Below are 16,645 nucleotides of genomic sequence, written 5' to 3' on the forward strand. Positions count from 1 at the left end.
CGGAAGCAGCCCTGATACATCGAGCCAGGACTCTTCTCACTCCCCGCCGAAAAAGACTTCCATCAATTGGATTCATGGATTCTACGATGGAATGCGGCCGTAAATCGACTGTACGATCCAGCAAACCATTCGGACCATTCAATCGGCGCGTCGTACGTCTGCCGGAATGGCCGGAACAAAGGGAGGCTGGGAGATGAGGCTCCACCGCCACACGATCTTCGCCCGCGAGCGCCGAGCCGGAACGGCCGCCATGGCCACGCTCGCCACCACGGTCCTGCTCCTCACCGTGGCTGCCGGACCGGCCACTGCGACACCGGCCACCGAGGCGCGGTCCGGGGCGACCGGCGAGATCCTCGGCGCCGGCAACGCCACCCCCGTGCCCGGCAGCTACGTGGTCACCCTCAAGGACAGCGGCGGTACGGTCGCCGATCGGCAGGCTGGCGTGTCCCGCCTCGCCGACCGGTACGGCTTCCGCCCGGACCAGGTCTGGCGCGACGCGCTGAACGGCTTCTCCGTACGGACCTCCGAGCCGGTGGCCCGCCGGCTGGCCGCCGACCCGGCGGTGGCGGTCGTGGAGCACGACCGTCTGACCAGCTTGGCCACCACCCAGACGAACGCGCCGTGGAACCTCGACCGGATCGACGCACCGCTGGGACTCAGTGGCACCTACAACTTCACCAGTGTCGGGACCGGCGTCCGGGCGTACATCGTGGACAGCGGGATCCAGATCGGCCATGCCGACTTCGGCGGCCAGGCGGTGTACGGCTACGACGCCGTCGACGGCACGCTCCCGGCCAACGACTGCAGCGGGCACGGCACCCACGTCGCCGGCACCGTCGGCGGGACGACCTACGGGGCGGCCAAGAACGTTGTGCCGGTCGCGGTCAAGGTGTTCGACTGCGCCCTGCCGAGCACGCTGTCAATGCTGATCAACGGGATCAACTGGATGATCGCCAACCACCTCGCCGGGCAGCCGGCCGTGGCGAACATCGGCGTGCTGACCAGCCCCACCGTCGCACTCAACACCGCGGTGACGAACGCGGTCGCCGACGGCATCACGGTAACGGTTCCGGCCGGCAATTCGAACGTGAGCGCCTGCACCGTCTCACCCGCGTCGGTGCCGGCCGCGCTGACCGTAGGCGCGACGTTGACGAACGACAACCGGGCAAGCTGGTCGAACTTCGGCCCCTGCCTGGACATCTTCGCTCCCGGCGATCGCATCACGTCGGCCTGGTGGAACTCGATCACCGCGACCCAGACGATCAGCGGCACCTCACACGCCGCGCCGCTCGTCGCCGGTGTCGCCGCTCGCGTACTCAGCAACAACCCGACCTGGACACCGGCCCAGGTGGCCAGCTACCTGTTCAGCGTCGCCAACCCGGTAGTGATCAACCCGGGGGCCGGCTCGCCCAACCGTCTCCTGTACCTGTCCCCGACGCTCTGACCCCACAACGCTGACCAGAGTGGATATCGGGTTTCCCCCCTGAGGTACCGGCGCCCCGACCATGATCCAGGCCAGCCGACACGCAAACGCACTGGCCAGCACCAACCGGCACGGACCCCCGCCGGACAGCACGGCGACAAGAAGCACCAGATCCAACTCCTGGGAAGCTTCGTCCCAAACCGCAGAAGCGACCAAGGCCGTGACCCGCGTTTCCGCTGGTCACGGCCTTGATCGTGAAGTGCGCCCGAAGGGACTCGAACCCCTAACCTTCTGATCCGTAGTCAGATGCTCTATCCGTTGAGCTACGGGCGCTCGGTGCTTGGCCAGTCTACACACCCGGCTTTCGCGCGGAGACTCCGGGATTCGAACCCGGGAGGGGCTTTAAGACCCCAACCGCATTAGCAGTGCGGCGCCATAGACCAGACTAGGCGAAGTCTCCCTGGTGGCCCTGCAGACCACCGCGCCCGAGGATACAGGGCCGCACCCATCAGGAGCAAAGCGACTTCCCCGGTCCGCCCCTCCGCCCGCGCGACGGGCTGTCCCGCACCAGGCCGGGACTCGCCCCGGCCTCGGCTTTCCCTGCTGTGCACGGGCGTGATCAGGACTACGCTCCATCGATATGCAGGAGCAGCCGCCGCGCGAGCCGACCCGCCGAGAGCCTGCTGAGGGAGCGCGCCGCCGCTCCCCGAAGGCGACCTTCAGTCCGCCCCCCGCGCCGGAGCCGGCCGGGCCGGAGGATTCCGGGAAGCGCCCTCGGCGGGCGCAGCCGGCGCCTGCGGTGCTCTTCCAACCGCCCTCGGCCGATCCGCCGCTACCCCGCCAGGCCGACCGCACGACCGAACCGACGCCACAAGAACAGCCCGACCAGGCCGACCGCACGACCGAACAGGCACCACGGAAGCAGCCCGACCAGGCCGACCGCACGACCGAAAAGGCACCACGGAAGCAGCCCGGCCAAGCCGGCCGCGCTGCCGAAAAGGCACCACGGGAGCGGCTCGGCCAGGCGGACGAGACCGGCAGGAGTGACGTCGCACACACCGGCGACGGCGTGCCCACCGCTGCCGGCGATCAGCCGGGGTCCGCCACCGCTGCGGGCCCGCCCGGCTCCGGCACGCAGACCTCTGGCGGTAACGCCACCCCCGCCCGCAAGGCGCCCGGGAAGAGGGCGGTCGCGAAGAAGGCCGCGCCAACGCGACCGCCCACAGCAAAGGAGGCAGCAGACCAGGTCGACGCGACGACGCTGGCGGAGGCCGCGGAGCCGGGAGCGGCGGCGAAGGAGGCCGCAGAGCCGGCCACGACGGCGGCGGTAGCCACAGAGCCGGGAACGGCGGAAGGCGCGGCGCCCCCGGCGGCAACGAAGGGCGCACCCGCTCGGAAGACCACAGCCGCCCGGAAGGCCGCGCCCGCGAAGAGGGCGACACCCGCGAAGAAGGCCACACCGGCCGCGAGGGCCGAGCCTGCCCGGAAGGCGACGCCCGCGAAGAAGGCCGCCCCGGCGACGGTCGCTGCCGAGGCCTCGGTCCAGCCCTCCGTCCAGGCCCCGACCGCCGCGCCCCCGCAGGAGGTCGAGCGGCACGCTGGCGACGGGGCGGCGGGGACACCGCCGGGGCGTACGCCGGAAACGGTCCTTCGGCTGGCCGCCGCGCGGGTGCTGGAGCATCCCGCGTTCGCGCCGGAACTGCTGGCCCTCGCCGCCGTCGAGGCGTTCGGGCCGCGTGCCCGCGACTGGGCGCAGCGGCTGCGCGACGCGTACCCCGATGCGGGAGCGGACGGCTTGGCGCGGCTCGCGACCCGGCGGTTCGTCCGGCAGGCCGGGGTGGGCGGGGCGGGCGCCGCGCTGGCGGGGCTCTTCGCGCCGGTGGCCGAGCTGGCGGCCGTGCTGTGGGCACAGGCCAACCTGGTGCTGCACCTGGCGGCGGCGTACGGCCGGGATCCGGCGCATCCGGACCGGGCGGTGGAGCTGCTGGTGCTGACCCGCGTGCACCCGGACGCGGAGAGCGCGCGGGCCGCGTTGGCGGCGGCCCGGGCGGCGGACGCGCCCGACGAGGCGGGCTGGCCCCGGGCGGCGGAGGCGGCGTGGCGGCTGGCGGCGCCGTTGGCCGCCCAGGCCGGCGGCTGGCTGGCGCTGCGGGTGGCGTCCCGGCTGCTGCCCGGCGCGGCGGTGCTCGTGGCCGCGGCCGGGGACGCGGCGGCGGCCGAGCGGCTCGCCGCCCGTGCGATCAACGCCTACCGGCGACCACGCCCCGCTGATCCCCGACGGCCTGCGCTCGGCTGAGCGGAACACGGCGGAGAAGGACGCGGGCCGCTGGTAGATCTTGGTAGGAAACGGCCCCCGGAGGGGCGCTTTCCGACCAAGATCTACCGGGGCGGCACCCGGCGGGAGTCAGAGCCAGTCGAACCATTCCCTGGGCAGCAGGGCGTAGCCGAGGAAGGCCACGATGTCGAGCAGCGTGTGCGCGACGACCAGCGGCATGACCCGGCGGGTGCGCAGGTAGAAGAGGCTGAACACGACGCCCATCACCACGTTGCCGAGGAAGGCGCCGAAGCCCTGGTAGAGGTGGTAGGAGCCGCGCAGCAGGGCACTCGTCGCCACGATCGCGCCGACCCGCCACTGGAGCTGGCGCAGCCGGGTCGTCAGGTAGCCGACGACGATCACCTCCTCCAGCACCGAGTTCTGCACGGCGGCGAGGATCAGCACCGGCACCGTCCACCAGAGGTCGGGCAGCGCGGCCGGCACCAGCGTGGCGTTGACGCCGAGCTGGGCCGCCGCCCAGAAGAGCGCCAGGCCGGGCAGGCCGATCAGCGCGGCCAGGCCCGCGCCGCGGGTCAGGTCCTGACCGGGCCGCCGGGCGTCCAGGCCGAGCGTCCGTGCCGGATCGCCGGGGTCCCGCGCCAGCAGGTGTACGGCGAGCAGCACCGGCAGCAGCGCGAAGACGATCCCGAGCAGCTGGTACGTCAGGTCCAGCCACGGCCGGGGTGACACCGACGTGTTGAGCGCGGCGGTCTGCTTCGACAGCGGCCCGTCGGCGGTCAGCTTCGCCACGATCGACACCGTCGCGTAGACGGCGGACTGGCCGAGCGAGAGGCCGAGCACGAGCAGCGTCTCGGTGCCGAGCATCCGGCGGGTCGCCGGGCGTTGCAGCTCAACGGTCACCGCACCACTCTGCCCGACGCCGAGGGCCGACGGCACCGGTCGACGGCACCGGCCGGCGGCACCGCCCGAACGAGCCTCACGAGCCGATCGCACATTCTGTGCGACCGGCCGGCACGCTCCGTGGACATTCTATGGGTGCCCGATCCGCCGTCAGGAGAAGGAGCGCGCCCTCGTGGACGACTTCGCAAGGCTGCTGAAGGAGAGCTGGACCCTGGTCGAGGAGCACCGGGAGCGGCTGAGCGGTCACTTCTACGCCCGGCTCTTCCTGCTCGACCCCGAGCTGCGCAAGCTCTTCCCGGTGGAGATGACCGGGCAGGGCGACCGGATCCTGGAGGCGATCGTCACCGCCGCCCAGACGGTCGGCGACCCGGAGAGCTTCGACGAGTACCTGCGCTCGCTGGGCCGGGACCACCGCAAGTACCACGTCGCGGCGGCGCACTACGAGACCATGGGCGTCGCGCTGCTGGACGCCCTGCGCAGCGTCGCCGGCGACGGCTGGAACCTGGAGTACGACCAGGCGTGGCGGGACGCGTACGCGGCGATCACGGAGAAGATGCTGGCCGGGGCGGCGGCCGACGACAACCCGCCGTTCTGGCACGCGGAGGTGCTGACCCACGAGCGGTACGGCAGGGACACGGCGGTGCTGACCTGTCGGGCGTTGCAGCACCCGCTGCCGTGGCGGGCCGGCCAGTACGTCAGCGTGGAGGTGCCCCGCCACCTCCCCCGGGTGTGGCGCACCTACTCGGTGGCGAACGCCCCGAACGACGACAACCTGCTGGAGTTCCACGTCCGTACGCCGGAGGGCGCCGGCTGGGTGTCCGGGGCGCTGGTCCGCCGGGTCAAGCCCGGCGACCTGCTCCGGGTGGCGGCGCCGATGGGGTCGATGACCCTGGACCGCTCCTCGGAGCGGGACATCCTCTGCGTGGCGGGCGGCGTCGGCCTGGCTCCGATCAAGGCGCTGGTGGAGGAGCTGGCCGGCTACAACCGGACCCGCTGGGTGCACGTCTTCTACGGCGCCCGTACGGCGGCGGACCTGTACGGCCTGGCCGGGCTCCAGGAGTTGGTGGCCGCGCACCCGTGGCTGTCGGTCACTCCGGCGTGCAGCGAGGACCCCGACTTCGACGGCGAACTGGGTGACATCCCCAACGTGGTCAGCCGGTACGGCCCGTGGACGGCGCACGACTGTTACGTCTCCGGTTCCGCCCGCATGGTCCGGGCCACCCTCCGGGTCCTCGCCGAGGACGGCGTCCCGCCGGAGAACACCCGCTACGACACCTTCGGCAACCTCTAGAAGCGTTCCTCCCCCCATACCGGGGCGCGTGCTCCTGCCCCCTGGGGCACGCGCCCCGGTCCCCCAAGCGGGCGGACCGGCACCGCCCCGCACGACCACGTCCGCCCGGCCGTCCCCCTTCCCACCCGGGCGGACGTGGTCGTGCCGCCGGTACGCGTGCGTGCAGGTCAGTAGCGCCAGGGCCGGCCGGTCTCGCGGTACTCCTCGACCGGCACCAGCGGCACCCCCGGCGCCATCCGGTCGACGTAGAGCCGCCCCTCCAGGTGGTCGATCTCGTGGGCGACGAGCCGGGCCATGCCGAACTCGAACGAGGTGATGATCCGGCTGCCGTCGTACTGGGCGTGCTCCACGTCGAGCCGGAGCGGCCGGGGCACCAGGCCACGGTGGTCAAAGAAGGAGAGGCACCCCTCGTACTGCTCGTCGCTGTCGGGAGAGGCGTCGACGACGCGGGGGTTGAGCAGCACGACGGGTTCGGCCGACCGGTCGGGGGGCCGGACCACCGCCACCGCCCGACCGAGGCCGAGCTGCGGGGCGGCGATGCCCACCCCCTTGCGGAACGGGTGCAGCTCGTCGAGGCGGACCAGGGTCGCCGCGAGGCGGTCGGCGACGTCCCGGGCCTCCCGTTCCTCGCGGGGCAGGTCGAACGGGCGGGCCGGCTGGCGGAGCAGGTCGGCGCCGCGCTGCACGATGCCGATGCCGCGCATCCGGTCGCTGGGCCGGATCCGCCCGGCCTCCTCGGGCTCGGCGTCGGGCCGGCTGCGGAACCGCCACTGCAACCGGTACCGCGCGTTGAGCGGCGGGTCCTCGGTCGCCCAGTCGAAGATCACCCGGTCGGCGTCCTCGCGTCTGGTCACGGGCGTGCGCAGCGGGCCCTCCTCCGCCGAGAGCGAGGTCTCCGCGCCCCACACCTGCGGGTCGACCGCGGCCGGAAGGTCCAGGCGTACGGCCATCTGCCGGGTGGGCAGCCGGACGGCCCGCTGGAACCAGGGGCCCCACTTGTCGTGCCCGACGCAGTACGCGTACTCGATGGTGGCCCGGTCCCCCGGGTAGAGGGGGAAGCGCCGGTCGGCGTTCTCGAAGAGCAGCCACAGCTCCTTGAAGGCGTCGCGGTCGTGCTTGGCCCGCCAGTGCATCGCCTCCCGCTCGTCCCCGTCCTCCCGGTACGCCCGCAGCCGCAGCTCGGCGAAGGTCAGCGGGTGTTCGCGGTGGTGCAGGTTGGAGCGCCCCGGGTCGTTGGGGTAGCGGTCGACGGCGATCCGCACCAGGTAGCGGGTGACCGGCTCGGTGCCGGCGTTGTACAGCTCGCGCCGGATGACGCAGCGGTAGGCGTCGCCGAGGTGGGTGAGGGTGGCGAGTTCCCGCTCGACGATCAGTCCGGTGCCGGGCGGCATCCACTGCCCGGGTACGGGTGGGTCCCGGTGTGCCCGCTCGGCCCGGGCGTGCCGCAGCTCGTCGTACTCCTTGAAGCGCTGCCAGATCGCGCCGCCGGCCTCCAGCACGGCCTCGGCGCGGCGCGCGAAGTCCTCGGTGGGGCGGTGCCGGCGCCCCTCGACGTGGCTGACGTACGACGGGTCGAAGCCCATCAGGGTGGCGAGCTGCTTCTTGGACAGCCCCCGCCCCGTGCGGTGCCGGGCGATCTCGGCGGCGAAGGAGTCGGCAGCCCGATCGAGCGGTGAGGTCATCAGCTTCCTCGTGGCCGGGAGTATCAGTTTCACGTTCTGTGGCGACGCGCACACGGAACTGGCACCTTGCCGACACGAGCCTTGACAGGCAGCGATGCCTGTCGATACTGGGGCGACGTTTTCCGCCCCGATGACCGGGTAGTACGCCGCACGGGTGGAGTGACCGGCGCCCCTTCAGATCCGACGCAGGCGAGCCTTCCCTTATCTCGCCAGATGTGGTTAGGCTAGCCTTAGCTCAGCGACGGGCGGGTGCCCGCCGACAGCGACGACGGGGTGGGTGAGTCCAGTGACAGCGGTGATGCCGGAGCGCCACACCGCCGCCGCGCCGCTGGCCCCGGTCACCGCCGCCATGCGCGCGATGTTCGGCACCGACGACGTGCCCGGTCTCGCGCCCGGCCTGCTGGTGCACGACGAGTTCGGCTGGCGCCCGGCGACCACCCTGGTCGACGGCACCCTCCTGCCGGAGTTCCTGCGCTCGGCCAGCTCGCGCTGGGGCGGCACCCCGCACGCCTGCGCCGCGCTGGCCTGGAAGTCGTACAGCTACTGGACGGCGCTGCCCGTGGCGCTCGGCTGGGCCTCGGCCCGACGGGTGCCGTTGCTCGACCCGGCCGACGTGCTGATCCACTTCGAGGACCACCGACCGCTGCTCACCATGGGCCTGCGCCGCTCGACCACGGTCGCGGTGCTGCCGAGCGACCCGCTGGCGCTCGCCGGGCTGCCCGAGGTGCGGGTCGTCGCGGACGAGGCGGAGCTACTCCGGGTGCTCCGGGCCTCGCTGCTCGACGCCCACCTGGCCCCGATGGTCGCCGCGATCCAGGCCGAGGTGCGCATCGGCGCGCGTACCCTGCTCGGGTCGGTGGCCTCGGGCATCGCCCACGGCGTCCTCCGGGCCGCCGACGGCCTGCCCGGCTCGTCGGTCGAGACGATCGAGACGCTGCTCGGCGCGCTCGACCTCGCCGACCTGGTGGAGCTGGTCCCGGGCGCGAACGGCGAGCCGACCGTGCAGCGGCGCACCTGCTGCCTGGCGTTCACCCTCCCCAAGCCCAAGATCTGCCAGGGCTGCTGCGTCCGCCAGGCCTGACCGCCGGCCGACGGACCGCCGGGCGTCAGTCGGTGAACGGGCGGACGTCCCAGAGCCAGACCCCACCGGTGTACGTGGGGCGGACGCCGGTCAGCTCGGTCATGCCCCGGCGCAGCGCGTCGGCCTGCCGGTGCGGCCCGAGGACGACCGCGCCCGCCCGCCAGTACCGCAGGTCCCCGACCGCGTCGACCCGTGCCTGCGGGGTGATCGGCGGCACCGCGCCGGTCCGCCGGATCTCGGCGAAGAACTCGCTGGTGGGGCGGGGCGGCGCGGAGAACAGGGCGACCCGGTCCCGGCCGGGGCGGGTGTCGGGGCCGAGGAAGTAGCCGCGGGCGATGGGCATGTCCAGGCCGGTCCGCGCCGACCAGCGCAGCGGATCGGCGTAGTGGGTGTCGGGCAGCGGGAGGGTCACGATGCTCCGCCCGCCGTCCGCGTACGGCCGCCAGGCGCCCGAGGTGACGAAGGCGGGCACGGGGTCGAGCCGGGTGGTGGGCAGCGGGGTCGGCAGGATCGGCAGCAGAGCCATGACCAGCACCGTGGCGGTGGCGAAGCGGATCTGCGGGCGTGCCCGCGGGTGCCGGGCGGCCAGGGCGCGCGCGTGGTCCGCCCCGTAGGCGAGCAGCACCCCGACGATCGGGGTGATCGCCAGCGCCCACCGGGTCGGCACCACCGAGTGCAGAAGGGGCAGGTTCTCCAACGCCGCCCACGGGCCGGGTATCCCGGTCCCCCTGCCGTTCAGCTGCACCTCCCGTCCGAGGGAGAGCAGGCCGAAGAGGAGCGCGAGGACGGCGAGTCCGCGTACCACGACGTGCCGGCGCAGCCACCAGACCAGGGCGACGACGAGCACCACCAGCGGCCAGCCGAAGAAGGCGTTCTCCTCGGTGGGGTTCTTCGCCAACCCCTGTGCGCTGCGGGCGTCACCGGCCAGGGACTCCCGCGAGTACGCCACGAACGACGCGAGGTCCGTCGAGTAGCCCCGGATCAGCCAGGACAGCCCGTGGTACGCCCCCGGGCCGAAGAACTGGACGTGAAGCGGATACGCGAGCACCACCAGTGCCGCGACGGCGGCCACCGCCAGGCCCGCGAGGAACGGCCGGACCCGCCGGCGCAGCTCGGGCCGGCCGAGGGCGAGCGCCCCGACCACCACGCCCAGCCCGATGGCGGTCATCAGCAGCACCTCGAGGTTGAGGAAGGCCTGCCACACGATGACCGCCGCGAGCAGCAGCCCGTTGCGCAGCCAGCGCCCCGGCTCGGCGAGCCGCAGGGTGCGCCAGACGATCAGGGGCACCACGTACTGCGAGACGATGTTGGGGTGCGCGTTGGCGTGCGAGACCATCGCCGGGGCGTACGCGCAGAACGCGGCGCCGAGCCAGGCCGGCCCGCGGGCGCCGACGACCACCCGGGACAGCAGGAAGTACCAGGCCGTCGCCGTGGCGATCATGCCCAGGGTGAGAAAGAGCAGAAACGACGCGCGGGTGCCGAGCAGGAGTGTGACGGGCGTCATTGGCAGAGATACGGATAATACGGACGTATTTGCCATCAGATTGACGGTCTCCGGCACGTTCATCCGGTCCGAGGTGAATGGATCAACAAAATCGGTCACCACGCGCGCGCCGTGCGCCATCATCCACTCGAACTGCGACTGGTCGGTGCGGTTGTCCCGGATGCCGTGCGAGGGGCGCAGCCAGAGCCGCGCGGTCACCCAGAAGCCCAGCACGACGAAACTCGCCACCGCGGCGGCGTCCGTCCACCACCCCTTCCAGGGCCGTACGCCCCGGTCGGGCCCGCCCACCGACGCCCCGGGCCCTGACTCGCCAGCGGGGAGGCCCGATTCAGGAGTAGTCATGACGATTCGTAGAGTAGTCAGGCTATGACGCCGAGGTGACATGTTTCGGGGTACTGCCGTACCATGTGCCGGGTTCGCCGACCGCCGATCACGTGCCCACCCCCGACCGCATTTCGGCCACCACGGGTGCCCCGATTTCTCTGTTGCCAGTGCGGATGTTTCACTCTGTCGGTCCAGGCGCGGGTCGAGTTCATATCGTGAGGAATCGACGCATGGCAGAAATCACTGGGGATCAGCGCGTGCAGTCCGAGGTCCTGGAGGGTCTCGCGACGGCGGTCAACCACCGACGCTGGTTCGTCGAGCTGGCCCTGCCGTACCTCGGTGACAACCCGATCGAGATCGGCAGCGGGCTCGGCGACTACGCGCTGGAGTGGGCGGAGCACCTGCCGCGCTTCACCGCCACCGAGGCCGACCCGGACCGGCTCGTCCTGCTGAAGGAGCGGCTGGCCGACCAGCCCCGCATCGAGGTCCGGCAGATGCTGCTGCCGCACTCCGACCGGGGCGACTACAGCGCCGCCGTGTCGTACAACGTGCTGGAGCACATCGAGGACCACGTGGGCGCGCTGCGCAGCATGCGCGACCTGGTCCGGCCGGGCGGCAACGTCATCATCATCGTGCCCGCCTTCCAGTTCGCGATGAGCCCGGCGGACATCGCCACCGGCCACGTACGGCGCTACACGAAGAAGACCCTGGCCGCCGCGATGACCGACGCCGGCCTGACGGTGGAGAAGATCCACTACGCGAACGCGCTCGGCCTGATCGGCTACTTCATGGCGACCAAGGTCTTCCGGCTGATGCCGAAGGAGGGCCCGATGGTCAAGGTCTACGACACCCTCGTGCTGCCCGCCACCAAGGCGGCGGAACAGCGCGTCCTCCCCCCGTTCGGCCAGTCGGTCTTCGCGGTGGCCCGGGTCCCCTCCTGAGGCCGGGCCCGGTCCGGGTTACTCCTTGACCTGGTAGGTGGGACGGATCACGGCGCGGGCCAGGGTGTGGAAGGCCAGGTTGAAGCCGACGACGGCGGGGGTCGCGGCGGGGGTGACGTCGAGGCGCTCCACGTCCAGGGCGTGCACCGCGAACACGTAGCGGTGCGGCCGGTCGCCGGCTGGTGGGGCGGCGCCCCCGTAGCCCCGGTCGCCGTAGTCGTTGCGGACCGTGAAGGCGCCGCCGAGGTCGTCGCCGGCCGCGCCGCGCGGCAGCCGCGTCACGTCGGCCGGCAGGTTCACCAGGACCCAGTGCCAGAAGCCGCTGCCCGTCGGCGCGTCCGGGTCGAGGCAGGTCACCACGAAGCCCTTGGTCTCGGCCGGGAAGCCGGACCAGGCGAGCTGCGGCGAGATGTTGTCGCCCCCGACGCTGCCGTGGGCGTACGCGGCGTCCATCGGCTCGCCGTTCTGCACGTCGTCACTGGTCAGCGTGAACGACGCAACGGTCGGCAGCAGGTCGTACGGGTCCGGGGCGATCGGTCGTTCCAGGGTCATCGGGGGGGTCCTTCCGGTGGGCGGTTGTTCTCCGCACCTTCTTACCCCGTCGGCACCCGCGATCGAACCGGCAGCGCCGGGCGGTGTCAGCTCCCGTACAGGCCGTGCCGTTCCCAGCGGCGCAACATCTCGTAGCTCCGCTCGACCTCGGCCGGGTCCTCCGCGGCGAGATAGAGGTAGCCGGGCGAGCTGAACAGGTCGACGGTCTGCGGCAGTCCGGCCCCGGGGGAGCAGCGCGCGGCGATCGCCACGGCCGCCGGCAGCTCCGACAGCCGGGCGTACCAGTCCCCCGCCTGGGCGGCGACGGGGACCGGGTTAATCAGCGACACGTTCCGGACGGCGGCGGCCCAGCCCGGCGTACGGTCGTCGAACTGGTCGAGCGACGCCGGATCGACGAGGTGCTGGGCCTGTAGGAAGGTCTGCGACACACCGCAGAACTTGGCCACGACGTCGGGCAGGGTCGCTCCCCCGAGGCGGGCCCCGGCCTCGATCAGCACCGGCCCCCGGTCGGTGAGCATGAGCTCGGTGTGTGCCGCCGAGGACCGGACACCGAGCGCGTCGAGCACCCCGGAGACGAACTCACGGAGCTGTCGGGCCAGGGCCGAGCCCCGGTCGACCGGCTCCTCGTAGTCGTAGATGGGGCCGCCGCCCGGACCCGGCCGTTTCGTGTACCGCCAGATCTCGGCGACCCGGTGCGCGCCGGCGTACGAGACCGTGTTGACGTAGAACTCGGTCCCGACGAGCCGCTCCTGGACCAGCACGCGTCGATTGGGTACGCCGTACAGGTTGACCGAGGCCAGGACCGTCGCGCAGGCGAGGCGCACCTCGTCGAGACTCTCGCAGAACCGCACGTTGTCGGTGCCCGCGCCGTCCACGGGCTTGACGACGGCCGGGCCGGACAGGCTGGTCGCGTACCAGGAGACCGCCTGGTCCACGGACTCGAAGCACCGGCCGGCGGGCACGGCGAGACCGGCGGCGGCCACGGTCGCCGCCATCGCCGACTTGTCGCGCCGCGCGGTGACCGTGGCGATGTCGTTGCCGGGCGTGCCGAGCAGGTGGTTGAGCGTGTCGGCGAGGACCACCCCCGGCTCGGTGCCCGCGACGACCCGGTCGACGCCGAGCGCCCGCAGCCGGTCGACGAGGTGGTCCTCGTCGGCGACGAAGCCGAGGTCGACCGCGTAGTCGCCGGGGCGGAACGTCTTCAGGTAGTAGTCGTACAGGGACTCGCCGCTGCGTACGTGGACGCAGGTCACCCCCCGCTCGGCCAGCGCCCGGCTCAGCGCGCTGCCTGTGGAGTATCCGTCGACGATGGCTATGGTCGGCACGCTCTCCTCATCTCCGTACGGCCCGCCGGAGGGTGGCGGGCATCAGAAGACCTTGCCGGGGTTGAGCAGGCCGGCCGGGTCCAGGGCGGCCTTGATCGCCTGGTGCACCCGCAGGCTCACCGGGCCGATCTCGCGGGCGAGCCAGTCGCGCTTGAGCAGGCCCACCCCGTGCTCGCCGGTGCAGGTGCCGCCCAGTTCGAGGCCGAGGCGCATGATCTCGTCGAACGCGCGCCGGCCGCGTTCGAGGCTCGCCGGGTCGGCCCGGTCCACCACGATGTTCGGGTGCATGTTGCCGTCGCCGGCGTGACCGACCACGCCGATGGTCACGTCGCACTCGGCCGCGATCCGGGCCACCCCGTCGAGCAGCGCCGCCAACGCCGCCCGGGGGACCGCCACGTCGTCGATCACCATTCCACCGTTGCCGGTGGGGAACGACTCCCTGGCGAACTTCTCCATCGCCGCGTGCCCCAGCCGGCGGGCCTGCAACAGGGCCGCCGCCTCCACGGCGTCGGTGGCCGTGTGGATCTCGTCGGCGCCGGCCGCCTCGCACAGCTCGGCGAGCCGCGCCAGGTCCCCGGCGGCCTGGGGCCCGGTGTCCGCCGACGCCAGCAGCAGCGCCTCGACGTCGGTACGCAGGCCCATCGGCCGGTACGCCTCGATCGCCCGCAGGTACGTGCGGTCGATCAGTTCCAGCAGGCTGGGGGTGAGTCCGTGTTCAGCGATCCGGGCGACCGCCCTGCCGGCGGCGGCGGTGGTCGGGAAGACCGCCACCATGGTCAGCGACTCCGCCGGGGCGGGCCGCAGCGCCACGGTCACCTCGGTGATCACCCCGAGGGTGCCCTCGGAACCCACGAAGAGCCGGGTGAGGTCGTAACCCGCCACCCCCTTGGCGGTACGCCGACCAGTACGCAACACCTCCCCGGAAGCCAACACGACCTCCAGCCCCAACACGTACTCGGTGGTCACGCCGTACTTGACGCAGCACATGCCACCCGCGTTGGTGGAGACGTTCCCACCGATCGTCGACATCTCCCACGATCCCGGATCCGGCGGATACCACAACCCCTGTTTCGCCACCTCCGCCGACAGCGCCGCGTTGACCACCCCTGGCTGCACCACGGCGATGCGGCTCACCGGGTCGATCTCCAGCACGGCGTCCATCGCGACCATGCTGATCACCACCGCGCCGTCGACCGCGTTCGCCGCGCCCGCCAGCCCCGTACGCGCCCCCTGCGGCACCACCGGCACGCCGTACCGCCCGGCGATCGTCACCGCCTCGACCACATCGGCCGTGCTTCGTGGACGGACGACGACCAGCGGGGTGCCGGCCTCGCACAGATCGGCCTCGTCCTTGCGGTGCATCCGGAGCAGGTCGGGGTCGGTCAGGACGGCGTCGCCGAGCGCCGCACGCAGGTCGTCGACGAGGGGGGAACCAGACATGGCAGAGAGGGTACAGATCCGCGTCATCCGCTCCGGAGCGCGAACGTGGGCGCCCCCGATCCGGTATCGGCGCTGGTGAGAGCGGTGTGAGCGGGCCCGGCCGCTCGAACCCCTGTCCTATCGGAAGATCCTTCCGGGGTTGATCGAAGTTTGTTACCGTCTACCGCCAACGAGGGCACCCCTCCTCCAGCCAACGTCCCCCGGCCTGCCACCTCACGCTCTTCCACCCCAAGATCCGCAGCAGGACGCGCTGTCCGGCCGGGCACGGTGCCGAAACCGGGACCTGGTTCAGCTCGTGTTGCGGCAAAGGATCGTTGCCCATGACAGAGGGATTGACAGAGTGAAGCGAACCGAGCTGCACATCGTGATCGGCGGAGGTATCGCGGGCTGCCTGACCGCGATCATGCGTAGCCGCGCGGGATACCGGGTCCTTCTGCTGGAGCGGGCCGAGGCCCGCTCGTCCGAGGCCTACCCGATCTGCACGGGGGCCAGCAACATCGTCAGCGAGAACCACAGCGGTGCCGAGTATCCGTTCGATCCGCAGAGCGCCCGGGACTGCTTCGACGGGCGCCTGGTCAACGAACGCTTCTTCCCCGACCTCGTCTTCGGTGGCAAGGACCACAGCCGGGTCATCGCCTCCCAGGCCATGCAGGACAGCGGCACCGACATCATCGGCCAGTGCCGGGAGAACATGCGGGTCATCCAGGACCGTTACGCGCAGCTCTGCGCCGAGGACCCGGCCAACGCGTTGTTCGGCGCGCCGGAGCAGGTCTGCCGCGAGATCCCCGCGCCGGACGGGGTCGCCGACGTCGGCGCCGCCTTCGTCACTCCGCAGCGGGGCATCAACCCGGTCGTCGTCACCGCGCTGCTCGACCAGGAGCTGCGCCGCAGCGGCGTCGAGGTACGCGGTGGCGCCGACGTGACCGGGGTGAGCCGCCGGCCCGACGGCACCTACCAGGTGGAGTACGTCGAGGACGGCGCGCGGAAGACGGTCGTCGGCGACCAGGTCGCACTCTGTGCCGCCACCGAGACCCCGGCGATCGCGCGCCGTCTCAACCCGTCGCTCGCGCTGCCCCCCATCTACATGGCGCTGCGCCAGATCCTCTTCGTCGAACTGCCCGAGCGCACCACGAAGAACTACACGTGCCTGAAGCTCGAGGACGAGTACGGCGGCATGTTCAGTCCCTTCAGTCAGGACACCGCGCTCGTCTACTACCCGCCGGCGGCGCACATCGCGGTGCACCGCGTCGACCCGACAACCTACGCGCTGCCCGACGACTTCCGGCACTTCCTGCGCAACGGTCACCCCGAGGCGGCCGAACGCGCCCAGCTGGCGCTCCGTCAGCTCAGCCAGTGGTATCCGGAGGTGCGCGGCGCGGAGGTGGTGTCCGCCCACCTCAAGGTGGCGATCAACACCACCGACTCGTCGCGGCTGCGACGCAACGCCGGGGTGCTCGACGTCGCACCCGGTTGCACCGCGACCGTCCTGCTCAAGTGGACGATGTGCGTCGTCAACGCCCGGCGTGACCTGGAGGCGGCTCTCCGGCACTCGATCGCCACCGGCAACGCGGATCGCGACGAGTACGCCGAGCTGGTCGCCCGCGGCACCGTGCCGATCGCGCCACCATCGGATGTGCCCGCCTGGCAGCACCGGCTCGGGATCTTCGCGCGCAACATGGGGGTGCCGGAGCGACTGGCGGCGCCGTTCGTGGACGCCGGCGAGCCGGACGGCGGTCTGACCCGCGCCGTACCGTCGCTCGCGTCGAGTTGACGCTGGTCACGCTGAACTGGCGGGGACTACTACCCACTTCTGAGGCAACGCACGAGGGGATGCCACCTGCTTAGGGGGCAGCACAGGGGTTCGACCGTCTTCCCGTTGCGCGATACACCATATTCGATGATCATAG

Annotated in this window: 12 protein-coding genes and 2 tRNA genes; 6 read left to right on the forward strand and 8 right to left on the reverse strand. The window is 72.0% G+C overall.

Translation table 11 applies throughout. The annotated features are described in order from the left end of the window. Positions 1-193: 193 nt before the first annotated feature. On the forward strand, positions 194-1,444 hold the full coding sequence (locus RM555_RS00155) for a S8 family peptidase (RefSeq protein ID WP_311409836.1): 1,251 nt from the start codon (positions 194-196) through the stop codon (positions 1,442-1,444). Between the two features lie 239 nt (positions 1,445-1,683). Here RM555_RS00155 and RM555_RS00160 read toward each other — a convergent pair. Further along, positions 1,684-1,756, reverse strand: a tRNA-Arg gene (locus tag RM555_RS00160). 36 nt (positions 1,757-1,792) lie between these two features. Next, positions 1,793-1,883 (reverse strand) — tRNA-Ser (locus RM555_RS00165). A gap of 1,209 nt (positions 1,884-3,092) precedes the next feature. On the opposite strand from RM555_RS00165, the gene RM555_RS00170 reads away from it, so the two are divergent. Then, complete coding sequence (locus RM555_RS00170; RefSeq protein WP_311409837.1) at positions 3,093-3,719, forward strand: EcsC family protein; 627 nt, start codon at positions 3,093-3,095, stop codon at positions 3,717-3,719. Between the two features lie 108 nt (positions 3,720-3,827). Here RM555_RS00170 and RM555_RS00175 read toward each other — a convergent pair whose 3' ends face one another. After that, complete coding sequence (locus RM555_RS00175; protein WP_311409838.1) at positions 3,828-4,598, reverse strand: CPBP family intramembrane glutamic endopeptidase; 771 nt, start codon at positions 4,596-4,598, stop codon at positions 3,828-3,830. Positions 4,599-4,770: 172 nt separating this feature from the next. On the opposite strand from RM555_RS00175, the gene RM555_RS00180 reads away from it, so the two are divergent. Next, positions 4,771-5,889, forward strand: coding sequence for a globin domain-containing protein (locus RM555_RS00180; protein ID WP_311409839.1), 1,119 nt, complete (start codon positions 4,771-4,773; stop codon positions 5,887-5,889). A 167-nt stretch (positions 5,890-6,056) separates the two neighbouring features. Here the strand turns inward: RM555_RS00180 and RM555_RS00185 are convergent, their stop codons facing one another. Further along, positions 6,057-7,574 carry a peptide deformylase gene (locus tag RM555_RS00185; protein WP_311410090.1) on the reverse strand — a complete coding sequence of 506 codons (1,518 nt, stop codon included), beginning with the start codon at positions 7,572-7,574 and terminating at the stop codon, positions 6,057-6,059. Between the two features lie 295 nt (positions 7,575-7,869). On the opposite strand from RM555_RS00185, the gene RM555_RS00190 reads away from it, so the two are divergent. Continuing rightward, on the forward strand, positions 7,870-8,652 hold the full coding sequence (locus RM555_RS00190) for an IucA/IucC family C-terminal-domain containing protein (RefSeq protein ID WP_311410091.1): 783 nt from the start codon (positions 7,870-7,872) through the stop codon (positions 8,650-8,652). Positions 8,653-8,677: 25 nt separating this feature from the next. Here RM555_RS00190 and RM555_RS00195 read toward each other — a convergent pair whose 3' ends face one another. Continuing rightward, positions 8,678-10,498 (reverse strand): hypothetical protein, encoded by a 1,821-nt coding sequence (locus RM555_RS00195; RefSeq protein WP_311409840.1) that lies wholly within the window; start codon positions 10,496-10,498, stop codon positions 8,678-8,680. Between the two features lie 212 nt (positions 10,499-10,710). Between RM555_RS00195 and RM555_RS00200 the strand changes: the two genes are divergently transcribed. Then, on the forward strand, positions 10,711-11,421 hold the full coding sequence (locus tag RM555_RS00200) for a class I SAM-dependent methyltransferase (protein WP_311409841.1): 711 nt from the start codon (positions 10,711-10,713) through the stop codon (positions 11,419-11,421). Positions 11,422-11,439: 18 nt separating this feature from the next. Here RM555_RS00200 and RM555_RS00205 read toward each other — a convergent pair whose 3' ends face one another. From RM555_RS00205 to RM555_RS00215, 3 genes are all read right to left on the reverse strand, one after another. Then, positions 11,440-11,973 (reverse strand): YbhB/YbcL family Raf kinase inhibitor-like protein, encoded by a 534-nt coding sequence (locus tag RM555_RS00205; RefSeq protein WP_311409842.1) that lies wholly within the window; start codon positions 11,971-11,973, stop codon positions 11,440-11,442. Positions 11,974-12,059: 86 nt separating this feature from the next. Next, positions 12,060-13,298 (reverse strand): ATP-grasp domain-containing protein, encoded by a 1,239-nt coding sequence (locus tag RM555_RS00210; RefSeq protein WP_311409843.1) that lies wholly within the window; start codon positions 13,296-13,298, stop codon positions 12,060-12,062. A 42-nt stretch (positions 13,299-13,340) separates the two neighbouring features. After that, entirely contained in the window at positions 13,341-14,738 is a 1,398-nt protein-coding gene (locus RM555_RS00215) for an FAD-binding oxidoreductase (protein WP_311409844.1), read from the reverse strand. Between the two features lie 340 nt (positions 14,739-15,078). On the opposite strand from RM555_RS00215, the gene RM555_RS00220 reads away from it, so the two are divergent. Continuing rightward, positions 15,079-16,509 carry an FAD-dependent oxidoreductase gene (locus RM555_RS00220; protein WP_311409845.1) on the forward strand — a complete coding sequence of 477 codons (1,431 nt, stop codon included), beginning with the start codon at positions 15,079-15,081 and terminating at the stop codon, positions 16,507-16,509. Positions 16,510-16,645: the final 136 nt, after the last annotated feature.

It is taken from the genome of Micromonospora reichwaldensis (assembly GCF_031845925.1).
In the GTDB taxonomy this organism is placed as follows: domain Bacteria; phylum Actinomycetota; class Actinomycetes; order Mycobacteriales; family Micromonosporaceae; genus Micromonospora; species Micromonospora reichwaldensis.